Annotated in this window: 15 protein-coding genes; 13 read left to right on the plus strand and 2 right to left on the minus strand. The window is 42.8% G+C overall.

The window, feature by feature from the left end; all coding sequences use genetic code 11:
* The 6 genes from LKO28_RS09030 to LKO28_RS09055 all read left to right on the plus strand — a co-directional run bounded on the left by LKO28_RS09030 (nucleotide 1) and on the right by LKO28_RS09055 (nucleotide 9,555).
* The gene (locus LKO28_RS09030; protein WP_227694473.1) at nucleotides 1–2,400 is read left to right on the plus strand and encodes a glycosyl hydrolase 115 family protein; all 2,400 of its coding nucleotides are present in this window, start codon (nucleotides 1–3) and stop codon (nucleotides 2,398–2,400) included.
* A gap of 120 nt (nucleotides 2,401–2,520) precedes the next feature.
* Complete coding sequence (locus LKO28_RS09035) at nucleotides 2,521–4,296, plus strand: aminopeptidase P family protein (protein WP_227694474.1); 1,776 nt, start codon at nucleotides 2,521–2,523, stop codon at nucleotides 4,294–4,296.
* 27 nt (nucleotides 4,297–4,323) lie between these two features.
* Entirely contained in the window at nucleotides 4,324–5,508 is a 1,185-nt protein-coding gene (locus LKO28_RS09040; protein WP_227694475.1) for an acyltransferase family protein, read from the plus strand.
* A gap of 77 nt (nucleotides 5,509–5,585) precedes the next feature.
* Nucleotides 5,586–5,867, plus strand: coding sequence for a 30S ribosomal protein S15 (gene rpsO / locus LKO28_RS09045; protein ID WP_227694476.1), 282 nt, complete (start codon nucleotides 5,586–5,588; stop codon nucleotides 5,865–5,867).
* A gap of 478 nt (nucleotides 5,868–6,345) precedes the next feature.
* A complete protein-coding gene (gene pnp, locus LKO28_RS09050; RefSeq protein ID WP_227694477.1) occupies nucleotides 6,346–8,532 on the plus strand; it encodes a polyribonucleotide nucleotidyltransferase in 2,187 nt (728 codons plus the stop codon).
* 126 nt (nucleotides 8,533–8,658) lie between these two features.
* Complete coding sequence (locus LKO28_RS09055; protein ID WP_227694478.1) at nucleotides 8,659–9,555, plus strand: hypothetical protein; 897 nt, start codon at nucleotides 8,659–8,661, stop codon at nucleotides 9,553–9,555.
* A 38-nt stretch (nucleotides 9,556–9,593) separates the two neighbouring features.
* Here the strand turns inward: LKO28_RS09055 and LKO28_RS09060 are convergent, their stop codons facing one another.
* Nucleotides 9,594–9,926, minus strand: a complete 333-nt coding sequence (locus LKO28_RS09060) for a DUF493 domain-containing protein (protein ID WP_227694479.1) — start codon at nucleotides 9,924–9,926, stop codon at nucleotides 9,594–9,596.
* A gap of 74 nt (nucleotides 9,927–10,000) precedes the next feature.
* On the opposite strand from LKO28_RS09060, the gene LKO28_RS09065 reads away from it, so the two are divergent.
* Complete coding sequence (locus tag LKO28_RS09065) at nucleotides 10,001–11,005, plus strand: LacI family DNA-binding transcriptional regulator (RefSeq protein ID WP_227694480.1); 1,005 nt, start codon at nucleotides 10,001–10,003, stop codon at nucleotides 11,003–11,005.
* Here the strand turns inward: LKO28_RS09065 and LKO28_RS09070 are convergent.
* Nucleotides 10,995–11,372, minus strand: a complete 378-nt coding sequence (locus LKO28_RS09070; protein ID WP_411028037.1) for a methionine-R-sulfoxide reductase — start codon at nucleotides 11,370–11,372, stop codon at nucleotides 10,995–10,997. The two genes, LKO28_RS09065 and LKO28_RS09070, sit on opposite strands and share 11 nt — an antisense overlap.
* A gap of 394 nt (nucleotides 11,373–11,766) precedes the next feature.
* Here LKO28_RS09070 and LKO28_RS09075 point away from each other — a divergent pair, with 394 nt between their 5' ends.
* From LKO28_RS09075 to LKO28_RS09100, 6 genes are read left to right on the plus strand one after another with little or no spacing between them, the layout of a single operon-like run.
* Nucleotides 11,767–13,050, plus strand: coding sequence for a cytochrome c3 family protein (locus LKO28_RS09075; protein ID WP_227694482.1), 1,284 nt, complete (start codon nucleotides 11,767–11,769; stop codon nucleotides 13,048–13,050).
* A 39-nt stretch (nucleotides 13,051–13,089) separates the two neighbouring features.
* Nucleotides 13,090–16,104, plus strand: a complete 3,015-nt coding sequence (locus tag LKO28_RS09080) for a TAT-variant-translocated molybdopterin oxidoreductase (RefSeq protein WP_227694483.1) — start codon at nucleotides 13,090–13,092, stop codon at nucleotides 16,102–16,104.
* Between the two features lie 28 nt (nucleotides 16,105–16,132).
* Nucleotides 16,133–17,617 (plus strand): NrfD/PsrC family molybdoenzyme membrane anchor subunit, encoded by a 1,485-nt coding sequence (gene nrfD, locus LKO28_RS09085; RefSeq protein WP_227694484.1) that lies wholly within the window; start codon nucleotides 16,133–16,135, stop codon nucleotides 17,615–17,617.
* A 6-nt stretch (nucleotides 17,618–17,623) separates the two neighbouring features.
* Nucleotides 17,624–18,160 (plus strand): DUF3341 domain-containing protein, encoded by a 537-nt coding sequence (locus tag LKO28_RS09090; protein ID WP_227694485.1) that lies wholly within the window; start codon nucleotides 17,624–17,626, stop codon nucleotides 18,158–18,160.
* Nucleotides 18,153–18,782 carry a cytochrome c gene (locus tag LKO28_RS09095; RefSeq protein WP_317206624.1) on the plus strand — a complete coding sequence of 210 codons (630 nt, stop codon included), beginning with the start codon at nucleotides 18,153–18,155 and terminating at the stop codon, nucleotides 18,780–18,782. The genes LKO28_RS09090 and LKO28_RS09095 overlap by 8 nt, the downstream gene beginning before the upstream one ends.
* A 19-nt stretch (nucleotides 18,783–18,801) precedes the next feature.
* Complete coding sequence (locus LKO28_RS09100) at nucleotides 18,802–20,037, plus strand: quinol:cytochrome C oxidoreductase (RefSeq protein WP_227694487.1); 1,236 nt, start codon at nucleotides 18,802–18,804, stop codon at nucleotides 20,035–20,037.
* Nucleotides 20,038–20,081: the final 44 nt, after the last annotated feature.

Genomic DNA, 20,081 nt, shown 5'->3' on the forward strand with positions numbered 1-20,081 from the left:
ATGAAGAAAATTAATGTAGCACTGACGTTGCTTGTAAGCAGTTTATGGACGGCTTCGAGTGCCCAGGTGACTTTCCAAGCCGCGCAGGATCTCTCGGTACGACTATTGGATGAAAAGCCTGAGCAGGTGGTTAGTACGGCATTTGACTTATTCGAAAAAGATTATCGGGCTGTGTTTTCTGCAGCGGTCTCGGAAAGCCACGACGCAAAGGTGGTGGTTGGTACGGTAGGACAAATGTCTGCGAATGATCCGGCTATTTCGACGGAATGGCTGAAGCAATTAACGGGCGTACATGAGGGGTTTCTGATACAGGAGAAAGATCAAAAAATATACATACTAGGAAGTGATAAGCGGGGGACGGCCTATGGTTTGCTGGAATTGTCGCGCCTTATCGGCGTATCTCCTTGGGAGTGGTGGGCGGATGTGACCATTGAAAGCAAACAGGAACAGGTTTTTCAGAAAGGATTTACGTTGTTTCAGTCGCCATCGGTTAAATACAGAGGGATATTTTTCAATGATGAAGATTGGGGATTGACGCCGTGGAGTGCGAATAATTATGAGCCCGATGCCCAGCTTATTCCGGGTATCGATTCGGAGAAGATCGGGAAGATGCAGACGATTGGTCCAAAGACTTATTCGAAAGTCTTTGAGCTTTTATTGCGTTTGCGGGCGAATACGATATGGCCTGCGATGCATGAAGTAACGGTGCCGTTTTATTTTGTAGAAGGCAATCGGGAAGCTGCTGAAAAATATGGGATTTATATTAGTTCTACGCATTGTGAACCCTTAGCGCGAAATAGTGCGACCGAATGGGATATCGTGGGCTCTGGAAGCTATAATTACTTAACGAACAAAGCGAATATCCTGAGCTATTGGGAGGACCGGCTAAAAGAATTGGGCAACTCCGACAATATTTTTACGATGGGCATGCGCGGTAAGCATGACGGAAAAATGGAAGGGGTGAAGACCACGGATGAATATAAGGATGCCCTAAACGTGGTTATTAAAGACCAGACCGCACTGTTAAAAAAGCATATCAACCCAGATCCTTCCCAAATCCCACAAGTGGTTATTCCCTATAAGGAAATCCTTGACGTGTATCGGGCGGGCCTGGAGGTGCCGGATTACATGACTTTGATGTGGTGTGACGATAACTATGGGTATGTTACTCATTTTCCAGATGAACAGGAGCGTATGCGTTCCGGCGGCAATGGGGTCTATTATCATATCTCTTATTGGGGCAGGCCGCATGACTATTTATGGATAACGACGCAACATCCAGCCTTATTGTATAGGCAAATGAAGTTGTCCTACGATAAAGGAGCAAAGGATATGTGGATATTAAATGTAGGCGATCTTAAGCCGGGAGAATATCTGACCGAGCTCTTTTTAGATATGGCTTGGGATATCGACGCGATATCCAATGATAAGGCGGGGTTGGATCAGCATTTACAACAATGGTTTGCACGTGCTTTTGGCGAACGAGATGCGGAAGAAGTTCGGTCTATCATGAACGAATATTATCGACTCGCTTATATTCGTAAGCCGGAGTTTATGGGGAATACCCGTACAGAGGAGCGCGATCCGGTGTCTAAAATGGTGAAGGATTTACCATGGAGCGAACAAAGAATTCGACACCGGTTGTCGGCTTACGAGGAGTTGGCTGCTCGGGTAAATAAGTTGGCTAAACAAGTTTCTTCGCATCGAAGAGAGGCTTGGTTTCAATTGGTGGAATATCCTGTATTAGGCGCTGCCGAAATGAACAAGAAGCATCTTTATGCGACGTTGGCACGCCACGGTAAAGGGGAATGGAACAAAAGTGACGCGGCTTACGACGCTATCGTGGACTTAACCGACCGATACAACCGTTTGTCGGGGGGTAAATGGCAAGGTATAATGGATCATCGCCCGCGTCGTTTGGAGGTATTTGATAAAGTTAAGCGTACGGTTGCTACAGAACCTTTGCCGACAGATATAAAACCGCTTCATGTTTTTAACGGTGACGATTTTAACGTTCTGCAAGGACAACAGCCGTTAGCGCATGGTTTAGGTTATGAAAGTGCAGCTATTTCGATCCCGCAAGGATCGGTCGTTGGTTATGAAATGGCGCGCGGTGAGATAGATGCTGTGACGGTGCAGGTTGCTTTAGCACCAAATCATCCGGTAGCAGGGAATACGATCCGTTATGCGATTTCGATAAACAAGGGGCAAGAAAAGATCGTAGATTACCGTACCCATGGACGGAGTGAGGAGTGGAAAGAAAACGTTTTGAATAACCAGGCGATTCGGACCACATCTTTTGGGGTGCCAGAAAAAGAAGAGAAATTCACGATTTATATTAAAGCTTTAGATGAAGGGGTGGTTCTTGATCAAATAAAAGTACTGCCCGCTGAATTGTAAAGCTTCGATGGTTACTACAAAGCTTCGGTGGTTACTACGGTTTAAAAAGCGTCTGCTGAAGAAATTTTGGCGATTTCATTGCATATTTTTAACTTGCACGAATACCAGAATTATTTTAGTATGTCGTATAAAGAGCGCTTGACGGCTATCCGGAGAGAAATGAAATTGCAAGGGATTGATGCTTATATAATTCCTTCATCAGACCCACATATTAGTGAATACCTACCCGAGCGATACAAATGTATTGCTTGGGCTTCGGGTTTTACAGGTTCAGCAGGTACATTAGTGATTACGCCTGATTTTGCTGGCTTGTGGACCGATGCCCGTTATTTTGTTCAGGCGAATGAACAATTAAACGGAACAGGTTTTGAATTAGTGAAGCTAAAAACGCAAGGGAAAGCGGAATATGCGACTTGGTTAGCGGAAAGGCTTTCTGCAGGCAGCCGTGTGGCATTTGATGGCTTTTTGGCCTCAGTAGCCGTAGCACAGGCGGTTGAGGAAGTGCTTCTTCCGTTAGATATCCTAGTAGATGGACATGTCGATATTTTAGATGCGATTTGGGGAGACCGCCCTACGTTGCCCGTATCGCCGGCATTTTTACTGGATGACGCCGTTACGGGAGAGACAACCAGCGGTAAACTAACTCGCGTACGTGAAACGCTGCGGGCGAAGCGGGTCGGCGCGCATTTAGTTTCGTCTTTAGATGACCTGGCATGGTTATTAAATATTAGGGGAAATGATGTGCCGTGTAATCCGGTAGTACTCGGTTTTGTGCTTTTAGAGGAGACGCAAACCACCTTGTTTATTGAGCCTAGTAAACTCACAGAAGGCGATAAGGCGGTTTTGGCGCAGGCCGAGGTACGGGTTAAACCTTATGAAGAAGCTTTCCAAGCCATTTTATCGTTGAAAGCAGGGGCGATTTTATTAGATCCAAAACGGACTTGCTTTGCCATGTATGATGCGGTTCCAAAATCCATAAAGATAATCGAAGATATTAACCCATCGACACACCTGAAGGCTATAAAGAACGATGTAGAGATCGCGCATACCCGAAATGTTATGGTTAAAGATGGGGTCGCGATGACCCGCTTTTTTAAATGGGTGGAGGAAGAGGTGCAACATGGACAACTGACCGAGATAGGGATTGCCGATAAGCTACAGGAGATACGTGCACAAGGCGATGGCTTTGTCGATATTTCGTTTGACACCATCGCGGGTTATCGAGCCCATGGTGCTTTGCCGCATTATAAGGCTACCGAAGAAAGTGATGCGGTATTGAAGCCGGCTGGTTTGCTTCTAGTGGACTCCGGGGGGCAGTATAAAGATGGTACGACAGACATTACGCGGGTGGTGTCGTTAGGTAATATTGCGGCAGCAGAAAAAACAGACTATACGCTTGTTTTGAAAGCGATGATTGAAGGCTCCCTGCTGATATTCCCGAAAGGAACCCGAGGGTATCAGATCGATGCCGTTACGCGGCGTCCACTCTGGGAAACGGGGCGTAATTACGGGCATGGAACTGGCCATGGAGTTGGCTTTTTTCTTAATGTGCACGAAGGCCCACATGTGTTAAATCCTACAAATATCGATATTCCGATAGCGGAAGGAATGATCTCTTCTATCGAACCGGGATTATACCGGGAAGGTGAATATGGGATACGTATCGAAAACCTGGTTTTGAGTAAGGCTTTCGAATCTACTCAATTTGGTGATTTTATGCATTTCGAAACATTGACGATCTGTTATATAGCGACGGATTTGATTGATAAATCGCTATTGGACGATAAGCATGTGCAATGGTTGAATGCATACAATGCCTGGGTGTTTGAAAAGTTGGAGCCCTACTTGGCCGCCGAAGAAGCGCGCTGGCTGAAAGCGAAGACGATGGGAATATAGCCCTTTTAGGAGCAGAAAAATACGATTATGGTCGCAAATCAACGTTATTATTCCTTAGACGTGTTCCGAGGTGCAACGGTAGCACTGATGATTTTAGTCAATAATCCCGGCACATGGGCTTATATGTTTGCTCCCTTAAAACACGCGGCATGGCACGGCTGTACACCCACAGATCTTGTTTTTCCTTTCTTTTTGTTTGCGGTAGGAAATGCCATGGCTTTTGTGATGCCGAAGCTTCAAGATGCGGGGCAGGCGGTGTTTTGGCGAAAGGTTTTGAAAAGAACGATTTTGATTTTTGTTATTGGATTGTTTTTAAATTGGTGGCCTTTTGTGCATTGGGTAGGAGATGAGCTACGTTTTCGTGCCTGGGTAGATCCGGATAATGCAGCGCATGGTGTCCGTATCTTCGGGGTTTTGCAGCGCATCGCGGTGTCTTATTTTTTTGCCGCTGTTTTAGTCTATTTCTTTAAGCCTAAAAGCGTAATTTATATTTCTTTTATAGTCCTGCTGGTATATTGGGGGCTTTGTGCTTTTTTAGGTCAAGGCGATCCTTATTCGCTGGAGGGTTGGTTCGGTACGGCTATCGATAAGCAGGTGCTTGGGGTGGCGCACCTGTATAAGGGGGAAGGGGTGCCGTTTGATCCGGAAGGTCTAATGAGCACGATACCGGCTATCGTGCAGGTCGTGTTTGGTTATTTGGTGGGCCTATTTATCCGACAACAGGGAAAGGTGTCTCCAGATTTTAGGTTTTTATCCGGCTTATTGGTAACGGGCTTTCTCTTAGTGGTATTAGGGTGGATTTGGTCGCTAGGGTTTCCGATTAATAAGAAAATATGGACAAGCTCTTATGTACTTTATACGACCGGCTTGGGTATACTAACCTTAGGCAGCATGATTTGGTTCTTGGAGATACAGGGAATAAAAAATGGCGTAACGAAGTTCTTTGATGTCTTCGGTAAAAATCCACTTTTCATTTTTGTACTCAGTGGTCTATTGCCCCGATTTTTAACCTTGTTTCGTATTCCCGACGGAATGAATACCGAAGGCGACCCTCAATATTTAACCGCACTATCTTGGTTTTATAAATATGTGTGTGCGAAAATTCCCGGGCCGCCAGAACTAGGCTCGTTGGTTTATTCTCTTTGTTTTTTGGCGCTAATGTGGGCGCTCTGTTACGTGTTAGATAAGAAAAAGGTTTATGTTAAAGTGTAAAGCAGTGCGCGTTTTCATTTTTTAATTTCTATCTTTGTGCTCAATTAATTTTTTTAACGCTTTAATATTATTCAAGAATGTATTTAAGTAAAGAATACAAAGCTGATATCTTCGCTGAATTTGCAGGAGCAGCAACAAACACCGGTTCTACAGAAGGACAGGTAGCTTTATTCACTAAAAGAATTGCTCACTTAACGGAGCATTTGAAAAAAAACAGAAAAGATTTTAACACACAGCGTTCGCTACAATTATTGGTAGGTAAACGCCGTTCATTATTAGCTTATCTGCACAAAAAAGATATCGAGCGTTACCGTGCTATTATCAAAGCATTAGGTTTGCGTGATATCATTAAAAAATAAGCTTTTAGTTGATCAACAAGAAAAGGCCATTTGCGAAGAGTAAATGGCCTTTTCTCGTTAATATCATATTTTATGTCGCTCAAGCCGCGACGGGGCTTTCCCACTTTTGACCGCAAAAGTGGAGCAAAACTCGTCGCTTCGGATGTTTGACAGGGAGGGATTGTACTAAGGATGGACTTCTACAATTGTCAAACATCCGGATGCGACCTAAAAAAGTTAAGGGTGAGACAATACAATTGCATGATCCCCTCTCTAACACGAAAATGTCGCATCCAGATTTTTGAGGTCTGTAGAAATTTATTCTTAGTACTACCCATTATCTCAAATATCTGAAGCGACGACGTTTTTGCTTCTTTTTCAGGGGGAAAAAGAAGACAAAAAAAAGTATTACATTTGTAAGAATTTTAAAGGTCTATAAATAAGATGGTATACGAAAGAATAATAAAAAGATGAACCCGTATACCGAAATGAATTACGAATGAGTTATAACGAAAAGAAAGTTTCGATCGACTTGGGCAATGGATTAGCTCCGATCGAGTTGTCTACTGGTAAGCTGGCTAAACAAGCTGACGGATCTGTAGTGTTAAAGCAGGGAGATACGATGTTGTTGGCAACAGTTGTCTCGGCAAAAGAACCAAAAGACGGAGTGGATTTCCTTCCGCTATCTGTTGATTATCAAGAAAAATATGCAGCGACAGGTCGTATTCCTGGCGGATTTCTGCGTCGGGAAGCTAGATTGTCCGACTATGAAGTGTTAATCTCTCGCTTAGTGGATCGTGCCTTGCGTCCGTTATTTCCAGATACCTATCACGCGGATACTCAAGTGGCGATTTCTTTAATCTCTGCTGATAAAGATATTATGCCTGATGCCTTGGCCGGTTTGGCGGCGTCGGCAGCGATTGCCGTTTCGGATATCCCTTTCAATGGACCTATTTCAGAGGTTCGTGTAGCTAAGATTGACGGACAGTTGGTAATCAATCCCACCTTGTCGGGATTACAAAATGCTACATTAGAGTATATCGTAGCGGGTTCTGCACAAGACATTGTTATGGTGGAAGGAGAATCTAAAGAAGTTTCCGAAGCAGAATTGGTAGAAGCTATAGCATTCGCACACGAGGCTATTAAAAAACAAGTTGCAGCGCAGATCGAGCTAGCGAACTTGGTAGGTGCAACGACAAAGCGTGACGCTAATCACGAGCCTTCAAATCTAGACTTGCGTGCTGCGGTGTTCGCAGCTACCTATGACAAGGTATATGCTATTGCCAAATCGGGCTCTACGAAACATGAGCGTACGGAGCAATTTTCGGCAATAGGCGAGCAGTTTTTTGCAACATTGGGAGAGGAAATCGATGAAGAAACTGCGTTTTTAGCAAAAAAATATTATCATGACGTTCAATACGATGCAGTCCGTAATTTAGTGTTGGACGAAGGTATTCGTTTGGATGGTCGTGATGTGCGCACCGTTCGACCAATATGGTCTGAGGTGGATTACTTGCCAGCAGCACATGGGTCGGCTGTTTTCACGCGTGGAGAGACACAGTCGTTAACATCAGTTACGCTTGGAGCAAAAGATGATGAGCAAATGATCGATGGTGCATTCATTCATGGGTATAATAAGTTTATTTTACATTATAATTTCCCGGCTTTTTCTACAGGTGAGGTGCGTCCTAACCGTGGTCCAGGTCGTCGGGAGGTAGGGCATGGTAACTTGGCGATGCGTTCGTTGAAGCAAGTGCTTCCTGCTGATAACGAAAATCCTTATACAATCCGTGTAGTATCTGATATTTTAGAATCCAATGGATCTTCTTCGATGGCTACGGTTTGTGCAGGTACGCTGGCATTGATGGATGCTGGTGTGAAGCTGAAAGCGCCAGTTTCGGGGATTGCTATGGGGCTTATTACAGATGAAAAAACAGGAAAATATGCTATTCTTTCGGATATCTTAGGAGACGAAGATCATTTAGGTGATATGGATTTTAAGGTAACCGGTACGGAAAAAGGTATTGTGGCTTGTCAGATGGATTTAAAAATCAACGGTCTGAAATGGGAGGTGTTGACACAAGCGTTAGATCAAGCAAAAGAAGCGCGTTTACACATCTTGGGCGAAATGCAGAAAACGCTTGCTGTACCGCGTGAAGATTATAAACCACATGCGCCTCGTATCGTTTCTTTCAGTATCGATAAAGAATTTATTGGTGCGATTATCGGGCCTGGTGGGAAGATTATTCAGGAAATGCAACGCGAGACAGAAACTACAATCTCTATCGAAGAGGTTGATGGAAAAGGTATCGTGCAGGTATTTGCGGAAAATAAAGCCGCTATTGATGCTGCAGTTTCTCGTATTAAAGCGATTGTAGCGAAGCCAGAAGTAGGTGAGATCTACGAGGGGAAAGTGAAGTCGATTATGCCTTTTGGTGCGTTTGTAGAAATTATGCCAGGTAAAGATGGTCTATTGCACATTTCTGAAATAGAATGGAGACGCTTGGAAACGATGGATGGCGTGTTGAAGGAAGGTGATATCGTTAAAGTGAAACTATTAGATATCGACAAGCAAGGTAAGTTGAAACTATCACGTAAAGTTTTATTGCCTCGCCCGCCGCGCGAAGACAAACCTAAGCAAGAGCAAAAAGGTGACGCTCCAGCGAAGGACGAATCTCAAGGATAGACTTGTAGTTGATTATAAAAAGCCTGCTTTGTGAAAAAAGCAGGCTTTTTTATGGAATAAACTTCTTTACAACATCATTGAGATATGAGAAGATATGTGTTACCCGTGTTTTTAATTATATTGCTCATGGAGACATCATGGATATGTAAAGCGCAGGATTTTAAATCCCTCTATGTCGATTTACTCAAAAAAGAGTTGCGGGTACTGCCTTATAAGGATTTTACGCTTTCGTATACCTTGTCATACGACTCTTTACAAAAGCGGTATATTTTTCAAGCTCCTCAGCTGTATATGGATTCTGTTGCCAATGTCAGGCTCTTACGTAAGATGAATGAATTGCCTAGAGCGACAACGACATCGTACGGAGGGACTATTAATTTTGATAATTATACTGACCATATTTTTATAAGTTCCGAGGCCGAAGGTGCAGACAAAATATTTGTTACTATGGAGGTATTGACGGAGCCGAGAGGTGGTATAAAACGTTTTATACAAAGGTGGGGGGACTATTTAGATTCTTTAAAAACCATCGGCGAATTTGATGAGACAGGTGTACCATCTGAAAGTTATGTTTCTCTGCATGTCAACGTGGATGGTTCGTTGGTTTCTCGGGATACTTCAAAAATCGGGATATTACTTCGGCAGTTTATTCAAAAGGAACCGCCTTGGACGCCCGGGATTATGAGCGGACAACCCGTCTTACAATTGGTAGAAATGCAGGTGCCCTCATCGAAGTGGAATTATGGCGCTTTAAATTATAGACGGTATAGTGGGCTTGAAAAGCGTATATATATCCGGGGTAGAGAAACTATTGTTTGTTATAGCGCGGTGATACCTAAACTAAATGGGGTGCGAACACTGTTGTCAGCTGTGTATGATCAAGGTAGCTATGTCGCGCCCGTTTTTCATAAAGGGCCGCTAGACGAGTTGCAGGAATTGTGGGAATTTTTGGATAAAGGACAAGTAAAAGCAACATACCGTCCCTATGCTCATCGAATATATTTTTATACGTTGGAAAAATAACAGAATGGCTGCCAATTTGGCGGCCATTTCTTGTTTTGTTACAGCATGATAACCGATTTTATCTTCGAGACCTTTTTATAGTAATCAATGACTTCTTCGGCATTGTTTACGAATGTCTCCACGGTAATGGATGTGTATTTTCCGCCTGACGAAGTTTTGTCGGAGAACTTTGTGCTGCCATGTGTAAATAGCTCTTTTACTTCTTCTTGTGCGTTGGTGTCTGCTTTGACGATAAATTTAAACGTATACATCAAAGGGAATTTTTCGACGGAATTAAGTTTTTCGCGAAAATTATCGTAGAAATCTGTTGCATTATTACTTCCATCATCTGGAAGATCCTGGATGCGGATATCGTTATTAAACTCGCTCATTATTTTCTCCTTTATCGCATTATTATCAATAAGTATACCATTACCTGACTTTTTTTAGTAGATTGGAATCCATTATGGCAACGAAGAAGCGGATTTCGATTAAAGATATTGCAAAAGCGGCTGGAACTTCTATTACCACGGTATCCTTCATTTTAAATGGGAAAGCGAAGGAGCGAAGAATTAGTGATGCGGTGAATAAACGGGTATTGGATTACGTTCGCCGGATGGGTTATAAGCCTAGTCAGTTTGTCAGGAATGGAGCGGCCAACCAGACAAAGGTATTAGCGTTACTCGTTGACGATATACATCATCCGTTCTTTTCTGAGGTGGGGGAACATATGGAGCGAGTGGCTTCCGAAAGAGGTTATCAAGTTGTGTATAGCAATACAGGGACTAAAACGGAGAAGATCGATCAGCTTGTAAAGCTTTGGATGGATAAAGAAGTGGATGGCATTTGTATGGTTCCTTCGGAAGATTTAAGCGAGGCACTTTCGAAGATAAAGAAGCAGCATGTTCCTACGGTTTTCGTCGATAGTTTTATTCCTGACGTCAATATTCCTTATGTAGTTTCTGATCATAGAAAAGGGGCGTACGACGCAACGGTACATTTGTTAGCAACGGGGAGTAAGCGCGTAGGGCTAATTTCTTTATATTCTAATCGGGTGCAAATGCGCGCTCGGCAGGACGGATATATGGATGCAATGGATGAGTCTCAAAAACAATCGTTTATTAGAAAGCTAAATATCGAGGATCCCGATAATACGATAGGAGAGGAAATTGTAGCGTTTATCGTGGAGAATAAACTGGAAGCTGTATTGTTTGCTGATCATTATTTGGCCATACACGGGCTGAAAGCTATCAAAGAACAGGCGATAGATATACCCCGGATCGTTGCGTTTGATGACCATGTGTTATTTGCTTTGCATACTCCTGCCATTTCCGTAGTAACCCAAGATACGGCACAAATCGCTGGTGCGGTCATGGATATGTTGACCGCAAGAATCGATGGTAAGGTGAGTGAAAACTCCGGGCTGATTGTTCCGTATGTGTTAATCGCGCGCGAATCCTCTATTTCTTAGCGGGTACGAATTTCATGGACAAGGAATTTACACAGTGTCTGGTGTTTTTAGGGGTGAATCTTTCGCCTTCGAAAACGTGGCCTAGGTGTGCGTCACAGTTGTTACAGAGGATTTCGACTCGACGTCCGTCTGCATCGAGCACACGTTTAACGGCCCCTGGAATTTCATCGTCGAAACTTGGCCAGCCACAGTGTGATTCAAATTTGTCGTTGGAACGGTACAAAGGTGTATCACACCTTTTACAGATATAGGTTCCTTCTTCATGATTATTGAGCAATTCACCGGTAAAAGGTCGTTCTGTACCTTTATGTACGATGACGTATTCTTCTTCCGACGTGAGTTTATTGTATTTTGTGCTGTCGTTCATAGTTTTATATGTTGATGTTTGTTTCGTTTGCGATACCGATGCTTGTCCACAAGCTTGCAGTGCAGCTATAAAAATCAATGGGAATATCCGGTAAGCAAACATGAAATCTAAGTTCGGGAAGTTTAGTCAGATAATTGTTTGCAATATGTCAAGAATTTGCATTTCCTGAGAGCTTGGAAATCAATTATCGATCTTTTCGATGTGTTCACATATGTGTTTTAAACGCGATTTTGGCAATTATTTAGAATTGTTTTAAATTGATAATTTGCGTCATTAAATTGTCAGGGATTGCTTAAATAGTTATACTTTTGTGCATTGTTTGGAGGGTTTAAACCACTTAGACGAGTGTTTTTAAAAGTTTTATATCATAAATAAATAGTATAAAGTGCTTAATATGAGAAATATCTCATCCGTTTTGGGAAGACTTGCAAAGTCGGTGTCGGTTGGTCTGATGCTGGTTTTTGCCGTTACAATGGCGCATGCGCAGGATGTTAAAGAAGGGGAAACCCTTTTCAAATCGAAATGTACGACTTGTCACAGTGTGACGAGGGATATGGTGGGGCCTGCGTTGGCGGGAATGTCGGAGAGACATTCGGAAGAATGGTTGGTAGCATGGATCAAGAACTCACAAGCGATGATTGCTTCTGGGGATGAGGTTGCTGTTCAGCTTTTCAATGATTGGAACAAGTTGGTGATGACCTCTTTTACGGATTTGTCTGATGATCAAATCAAGAGTATTATTGCTTATGTTGATGCGGAAGAAGCTAAGGCTGCAGCTGGTCCGGCTGAGGGTTCGGCTGGAGGAGCGGCTGGAGCGCAATCAAGTGATGCTAATTTGTTGATGATTCTTGGTTTAGTGGCTATTGTCGTGTTGTCGATTATCGTCATTATCGTCTTGAATCGTGTGATTCGTACCTTAGAAAAGGTTGTTGCGAATAATCAAGCGGCGATAGCGGCTGCACAGGCTGAGAATCAGGGTTATGAGGAAGGGCGTTTTGGTAAGTTTGCTCGTGCTTTCGTTCGAAATAAGAAATTGGTTGGCTTTGCTGTGTTGATGTTTGTGGCCTTTTTGGGTGTTTGGGGTTGGAATGCGATGTGGAATGTGGGGGTGCATACAGGGTATCAGCCGGTGCAGCCTATTAAGTTTTCGCATCAGATTCACGCGGGAGTTAATCAGATTGAATGTCAATACTGTCATGGTGGGGCGTATAAATCAAAGAACGCGTCCATTCCTTCGGCTAACGTTTGTATGAACTGTCATAACACCGTTACTGCTGCCGATCAGTATGATGGAGAGACTTCTCCGGAAATTGCGAAAATTTATAAGGCATTAGATTATGATCCGGCTACAAGAGAGTATGGCGATAATCCAAAGCCTATCGAGTGGGTTAGAATTCATAATTTACCGGACTTTGCGTACTTCAATCACTCGCAGCACGTAACGGTTGCAGGTGTGGAATGTCAGACTTGTCACGGGCCGATAGAATCGATGGAAGAAGTTTATCAATATTCTCCGTTGACGATGAAGTGGTGTGTGGATTGTCACAAGACCACGGAAGTGAATACGAATAATGAATATTACGATCAGTTGATCGAGGCACACGAGAAATTGAAAAAAGGTGAGAAGATGACTGCTGCGATGATCGGTGGTCTGGAGTGTGGTAAGTGTCACTATTAATAAATAATTTAAAAATACGCAATCTTATATACAGCTTAAATGGATAGCAATAAAAAATATTGGAAAGGTTTGGAAGAATTGCAACAAACACCTGCTTTCATGGAAAGTAATAAAGGTGAGTTTGCTGAACCTATTCCTGTAGAAGATGTATTAAATGAAGCAGGCTTAAGCACGAGAACACCCCGTCGTGACTTTTTGAAAGCTTTGGGATTCGGTTTAGGGGCTGTAACCTTGGCAGCGTGTAATCGTACACCTGTCCATAAAGCAGTGCCATATGTAATCAAACCAGAGGAAGTAACACCGGGTATTCCGAATTATTACGCTTCTTCTTTTAATGGTCAGAGTGTATTGGTAAGAACCCGTGAGGGGCGTCCGATTTCTCTTGCTGCAAATCCAAATTCTATTGGATTAAATCAGGGTACAGATGCAACTGCAGCTGCTATAGTTTTGGATTTGTACGATATGTCCAAATTGCAAAACCCGCAATTGGATGGTAAAGATGTAGATTGGTCTACATTAGATGCAACGGTAATAGATGCATTAAATAAAGCTGCGGCAGCAGGCAAGCAAATTGCAATTGTATCAAATACGGTAAATAGCCCATCGGCATTGGCTGCTATTGCGGCATTTGCAGCTAAATATCCAACGGCAGCACATGTGCAGGTTGATGCGGTGTCGTACAGTGGTATAATAGAAGCCAATAGAGCAAGCTTTGGAAAGGCTGTTATTCCTTCTTACCATTTAGCAAATGCAAATGTTGTGGTTTCTGTGGCTGCTGACTTTTTAGGCTCTTGGCTGGCAGGTGAAGAACACACACAAGATTATATTCAAAATCGTGACCATAAATCGTTGAAGAATGGTAAAATGTCACGTCATATCCAATTTGAATCTGGGTTGAGTATGACCGGTTCTAATGCGGATGTGCGTATTGCTATTAAACCTTCAGAGGAAGGTGCGGTGTTGGTTTCTTTATACAATGCGATTACTGGGCAATCTTTAGCTGGTGGCGTTGCTAATAAAAAAGCACAGACGGCGATCGTTTTGGCAGCAAAAGAGTTGACAAATAACAGAGGTAATGCCGTTGTGGTTGCCGGCTCTAATGATGTCAATATTCAACTTTTGGCGAATGCGATCAACAGTGCTTTGGGAGCTTACGGTGCGATTATCGATTTAGATAATTACTCGAAGCAGTATCAAGGTTCCGATGCTGCATTCCAACAATTCTTGTCTGCAGCAGCAGCAGGACAAGTTGGTGCGGCTCTCTTCTTGAACAGCAACCCTGTTTATGATTACTTCAAAGCGGAAGATGTAAGCAATGCACTTGCTAAAATAGATTTCACGCTTTCTTTTGCTGATCGTGCTGATGAAACAGCATCTACCTTGAAAGCTATTGCTCCAGCTTCTAGCTTCTTAGAGTCGTGGGGCGATGCTTCTGCAAAAGAAGGTTATTATACCATTGTTCAGCCAACTATCAACCCCGTGTTCAATACGCGTCAAGCGGAGCAAAGCTTGTTGGTTTGGGCAGGTGACAATACGAATATCTACGATTTCGTACGGAAAAATTGGGAAGAAAATATCCTTGCAGGTACAGGGAAATCATGGAATGATGTTTTACAAACGGGTTTTATTTACAAAGGCTCGTCGGTAGGATCTTCCTATACGGCTAATGTCGATGCAAATGCGGTAGCAAGCGCTATCGGTGCAGCTTCTAAAGCTATCGTTGGCGATTTCGAATTGAAATTGTACGAATCAACAGGGATGCGTGATGGTCGTTACGCGAACAACGCGTTCTTGCAAGAGTTACCTGATCCTGTTTCTAAAGTAACTTGGGACAACTACGCTGCACTGAATCCACGTGATGCTGAACAGCTTGGTCTAGGCGAAAACGGTAAGGTAACGGTAGAAGCAAATGGCTATTCGGTAGAGCTACCTGTTGTGTGGCAACCGGGTCAGGCTTTAGGTACGGTTTCTATCGCTGTTGGTTATGGTCGTACAAAAGTAGGTAAAGCGGGGAATAATGTAGGACAGAATGCTTATCCATTTGCACGTTTGGTGAATGGTACGGTTCAGTTTGAAACAAAAGCTACGGTTGCTAAAGCGGGTGGAACCTATGAATTAGCACAAACGCAAACACACCATACCATCGAGGGACGTAACATTGTTCGGGAGACAACGTTTGCCAAATATTTGCAAGATCCAAATTCAGAATCTGGTCGTTTCGCAGACTCGCATAAAACATACGATCTGTGGAATAAGTTTGAGTCACCTGGCCACAAGTGGGTCATGGCGATTGACTTAAATGCTTGTACAGGATGTGGGTCGTGTATTGTCGCTTGTAGCGTGGAAAACAACGTTCCAGTTGTAGGTAGAGATGAGGTTCGTCGTCGTCGTGAGATGCACTGGTTGCGTATTGACCGCTATTACACCTTGGAACAAGAAGATGGTTCGAAACTAACGAAGGAAAAAGAAATTGCGAAAGCAACAGATTACGATTACGAGAATGTAACGGTTGTTCACCAACCGATGTTATGTCAGCATTGTGATCATGCTCCTTGTGAGACGGTTTGTCCGGTATTGGCAACTGTACACTCCTCTGAAGGACTTAACCATATGGCTTATAACCGTTGTTTCGGTACGCGTTATTGCGCGAACAACTGTCCATATAAAGTACGTCGTTTCAACTGGTTTAACTATTGGAATGACGCTCGCTTCGACAATTACTTGAATAGCGAATTTACACAATTGGTCTTAAATCCGGATGTAACTGCCCGTACACGTGGGGTTATGGAGAAATGTTCGATGTGTATCCAACGTATTCAAGGGGGTAAATTGCAAGCGAAGATGGAAAATCGTAAGTTGAAAGACGGCGATGTTAAAATGGCCTGTCAAGAAGCTTGTTCAGCAAATGCTATCATCTTTGGTGATGTTAATGATCCGGAATCTGAGGTTTCAAAAGCTTTACGTAACGAACGCGTTTATTACGTATTGGAGGAAATCAACGTTCAACCGAACATTGGTTATATGACGAAAGTTAGAAACACCTTTGAAGCATAATTTTATTCTAATCTGAAATAAAACAACTATGTCATCGCATAACGAATCAATATTAAGAGAACCATTAGTAACCGGCAAGGATATCACTTATGCTAAAGTGACGGATGATATCTTGCTTCCGGTTGAAAATAAACCAAACAAAGCTTGGTGGATCGGTTTTATCGTAGCCGCTCTAGGAGCTCTGTTGTGGGTAGTGAGTGTCGGATATACCTTTTGGACAGGGATCGGCGCTTGGGGTCTGAATAAAACTGTAGGTTGGGCATGGGATATCACCGACTTTGTATGGTGGGTAGGTATCGGTCACGCCGGAACGTTAATTTCAGCCGTATTATTACTTTTTCGCCAGAACTGGCGTAATTCTATTAACCGTTCTGCGGAAGCGATGACGATCTTCGCCGTTATTTGTGCGGCGACCTACGTTGTTGCACACATGGGACGTCCGTGGTTAGCGTATTGGATTTTCCCTTTGCCAAATCAGTTTGGATCATTATGGGTAAATTTCAACTCGCCGTTAGTATGGGATGCATTTGCTATTTCTACGTATTTTACGGTGTCCTTAGTTTTCTGGTATTGTGGTCTTTTACCGGATATTGCAACGGTACGTGACCGTGCGACAGGAGTTAAGCAGAAAGTTTATAAGGTTTTATCTTTCGGATGGAACGGTTCTGTTAAAACATGGCAGCGCTTTGAGATTGTCTCTTTGATCCTTGCCGGTATTTCTACACCATTGGTACTTTCCGTCCACACCATTGTATCTATGGACTTTGCTACGTCCGTGATCCCGGGTTGGCATACGACCATTTTCCCGCCGTATTTCGTTGCGGGGGCGATTTTCTCTGGATTTGCGATGGTACAGACGCTTTTGTTGATTCTCCGTAAGGTGATGAACTTCGAGAATTATATTACGATGTTCCACATTGAATCCATGAACAAGATCATTATGGTGACGGGTTCTATCGTGGGTATCGCTTATTTAACAGAGTTATTTATCGCTTGGTATTCTGGTTCCGAATATGAAATGTATGCGTTTGCTAACCGTATTGCCGGTCCTTACGCATGGGCATATTGGGCCATGATGACGTGTAACGTTATCTCACCTCAATTATTCTGGTTTAAGAAGATTCGTACGAGCATCCCGATTTCATGGGTGCTGTCTATCGTTGTAAACATCGGAATGTGGTTTGAGCGTTTCGTAATTATCGTAACCTCTTTACATCGCGATTACTTGCCTTCTTCTTGGGCAATGTTCTACCCAACTTGGGTTGATGTAGGTATTTTCGTAGGATCAATTGGGCTATTCTTTACATTGTTCTTATTATTCTTACGCTTCTTACCAGGTATTGCTATTGCAGAGGTGAAATTGTTGTTGAAATCTGCAAGTTTACAACAGAAGATGAAGTTGGCGCAAGAGGGAGCTTTCCCAGACGAACAAGTGAAGTTCTTCCAAGACTCCTTAACGAAATATGATTCGGTTTCGGAAGAAGATATAAAGGCATTAGACGTTAGAAAATAATAAGCAATGAGCAACACAAAATATATATTAGGTAGTTTTGCCGATCCCGATGAAATGATGCACGGTATCGACAAGTTGCAGGCAAACAATATCGGCATATATGATTGTTTTACGCCGATGCCTATTCACGGAATTGAGGATAAGTTAGGGGTAAAGCCATCTCGTTTACCTATTGCGGCATTTTGTTTTGGCGCTTTGGGTACTTGTTTAGGATTTAGCTTATTGTATTACACCATGGCGTATGATTGGCCAATGAATATTGGAGGTAAGCCTTCTTTGTCGTTGCCGAACTTTGTACCCGTAACGTTTGAGGTAACCATTTTACTTTGTGCGTTAGGTATGGTAGCAACGTTCTTTTTTCGCAATCATCTGTTCCCTGGACGTGCACCTCGCGTAATGGATGTAAGAGCCTCAGATGATCGTTTTATTATTGCAATCGATGCTCGTGAGAATACGGACCACACGCTAATAGAGTCTTTGTTAAAAGATGCCGGTGCGGTTGAAGTTAAATACAATGAAAGAAAATATGTTAGCTATGAATAAGAAGAATTTTCTTGGATCTGTATGTGCTGCCCTTGCCTTAGTGGCAGTAGTGTCCAGCTGTGGCGACGGGAAGACGCGTAGCACAGGGTGGGAATTCTCGAGAAATATGTATGATCCGATCGCTTATAATCCGGATCAGCCGAATAATAATTTTGAAAATAAAATGACCGCGCAACTTCCACCGGAGAATACGACTCCAATCGGTTTTGAGCGATTTGAGTTTGATAATTCGATAGAAGAGTACGAACGTGCTGGATTAGAATTGACCAATCCATTGACGGTTACGGAAGAGAATTTAGCGAAAGGCGATGCTTTGTATCATACGTATTGTGCTGTATGTCACGGTAAAGACGGTAAAGGTGACGGGCCGATTACAAAAGACCGTTCAATAACAGATTCAAAAGGTACGCGTGCATTAGAAAACTTTCCTCCTCCGCCATCGTATCAAAAATCAGACGGTGCGAATTCATCTCGTGGTGGCGCGATGAGCGAGCTTTCTGAAGGGAAGATATACCATACGATTTATTATGGACATAACTCTATGGGATCGCATGCGTCGCAGTTGTCGCCAGAGGAACGTTGGCAGGTGGTTATGTACGTACAGGAATTACAAAAAAAATAATCTAACATCAATATAGTAAATGGGAACTCACAATCATCATCACGATTATAATTTCGGCGAAAAATTTCAATTCGCTGGTATCGCTAAGATACTCAGCTTGGTTGGAATTGCTGTAGGAGTGGTAGCCATCGCTATCGGACTTCTATCAAGTGACCATATTATGGTTGAACGTACATACGCTAACCTATTATTGATGGGTTATTATTTCACTTGTGTATGTGCTGCGGGTGCATTTTTCTTAGCCTTACAATTTGTTACGCAATCGGGCTGGTCAGCAGGTTTGATTCGTATTCCGCAGGCCATGGCTAGCGTATTGCCAATAGCGGCGGTTATCTTATTTGTCATTGTTGGTTTAGGCTTATTCACCCATAATTTATATCACCATTGGCATGCTGATGGTCTAATGGATGAAAACAGTCCAAATTACGACGCTTTGGTCGCCGGAAAACAGGCATTTTTGAATGTTCCGGGATTTTTAATCCGTCAAATCCTATTCATGGGATCGTATAGTATATTTGCTTTTATTTTGGCAAAATTGTCTTACCAAGAAGATCTGGAAGGTGGATTAAATTCTTACAAAAAGAGTTTTAAATTATCAGCACTGTTTTTAGTTATTTTTGGATTTACCACACCTATATGGTCTTTCGACACCGTGATGTCATTAGAGGCTCACTGGTTCTCCACGATGTTTGGATGGTATAATTTTGCTGCCATGTGGGTAAGTGGATTGGCTACGATTATCATTATCATAATCTTGGTGAAGAAAGCCGGATATTTGTCTTGGGTGAATGAGAACCACCTGCACGATTTAGGGAAGCTTTTGTTTGGTTTCTCTATCTTTTGGACGTATGTCTGGTTCGCTCAGTTTATGTTAATTTGGTATTCGAATATTCCGGAAGAAACGGTATATTTTTATAAGCGTTGGGAACCTGAATACAAACCTTGGTTTTGGTTGAATATTATAATTAACTTTGTCGCTCCATTGTTGCTTTTGGTGGATAGAAGTAGAATAAGAAGCTCAAGTGCGCTCCTATTTACGGCTATATTGTTATTGTGCGGACACTGGTTAGATTATTACATTATGATTATGCCGGGTACTGTAGAAAGTCATCGTGGGTTTGGATTTATCGAGATAGGAACAGCGATCGGTTTCGTCGGGTTGTTTACATTCCTTGTGATGAGTAAATTAAGCAAACATCCATTAGCTCCGAAAAATCATCCATTTTTGGAGGAGAGTTTACATCATCAAATATAGTTTCTAATCATTGCATAATAATACGTTTAAACGTTTTAATAAGA

The sequence above is a fragment of the Sphingobacterium sp. FBM7-1 genome (assembly GCF_020687765.1).
Classification (GTDB): domain Bacteria; phylum Bacteroidota; class Bacteroidia; order Sphingobacteriales; family Sphingobacteriaceae; genus Sphingobacterium.

What these genes read in the sequence shown, in the direction of transcription:
- LKO28_RS09030 (WP_227694473.1), top strand. Translation starts at nt 1, where the DNA reads ATGAAGAAAATTAATGTAGCACTGACGTTGCTTGTAAGCAGTTTATGG.
- LKO28_RS09035 (WP_227694474.1), top strand. Translation starts at nt 2,521, where the DNA reads ATGTCGTATAAAGAGCGCTTGACGGCTATCCGGAGAGAAATGAAATTG.
- LKO28_RS09040 (WP_227694475.1), top strand. Translation starts at nt 4,324, where the DNA reads ATGGTCGCAAATCAACGTTATTATTCCTTAGACGTGTTCCGAGGTGCA.
- rpsO (WP_227694476.1), top strand. Translation starts at nt 5,586, where the DNA reads ATGTATTTAAGTAAAGAATACAAAGCTGATATCTTCGCTGAATTTGCA.
- pnp (WP_227694477.1), top strand. Translation starts at nt 6,346, where the DNA reads ATGAGTTATAACGAAAAGAAAGTTTCGATCGACTTGGGCAATGGATTA.
- LKO28_RS09055 (WP_227694478.1), top strand. Translation starts at nt 8,659, where the DNA reads ATGGAGACATCATGGATATGTAAAGCGCAGGATTTTAAATCCCTCTAT.
- LKO28_RS09060 (WP_227694479.1), bottom strand. Translation starts at nt 9,926, where the DNA reads ATGAGCGAGTTTAATAACGATATCCGCATCCAGGATCTTCCAGATGAT.
- LKO28_RS09065 (WP_227694480.1), top strand. Translation starts at nt 10,001, where the DNA reads ATGGCAACGAAGAAGCGGATTTCGATTAAAGATATTGCAAAAGCGGCT.
- LKO28_RS09070 (WP_411028037.1), bottom strand. Translation starts at nt 11,372, where the DNA reads ATGAACGACAGCACAAAATACAATAAACTCACGTCGGAAGAAGAATAC.
- LKO28_RS09075 (WP_227694482.1), top strand. Translation starts at nt 11,767, where the DNA reads ATGAGAAATATCTCATCCGTTTTGGGAAGACTTGCAAAGTCGGTGTCG.
- LKO28_RS09080 (WP_227694483.1), top strand. Translation starts at nt 13,090, where the DNA reads ATGGATAGCAATAAAAAATATTGGAAAGGTTTGGAAGAATTGCAACAA.
- nrfD (WP_227694484.1), top strand. Translation starts at nt 16,133, where the DNA reads ATGTCATCGCATAACGAATCAATATTAAGAGAACCATTAGTAACCGGC.
- LKO28_RS09090 (WP_227694485.1), top strand. Translation starts at nt 17,624, where the DNA reads ATGAGCAACACAAAATATATATTAGGTAGTTTTGCCGATCCCGATGAA.
- LKO28_RS09095 (WP_317206624.1), top strand. Translation starts at nt 18,153, where the DNA reads ATGAATAAGAAGAATTTTCTTGGATCTGTATGTGCTGCCCTTGCCTTA.
- LKO28_RS09100 (WP_227694487.1), top strand. Translation starts at nt 18,802, where the DNA reads ATGGGAACTCACAATCATCATCACGATTATAATTTCGGCGAAAAATTT.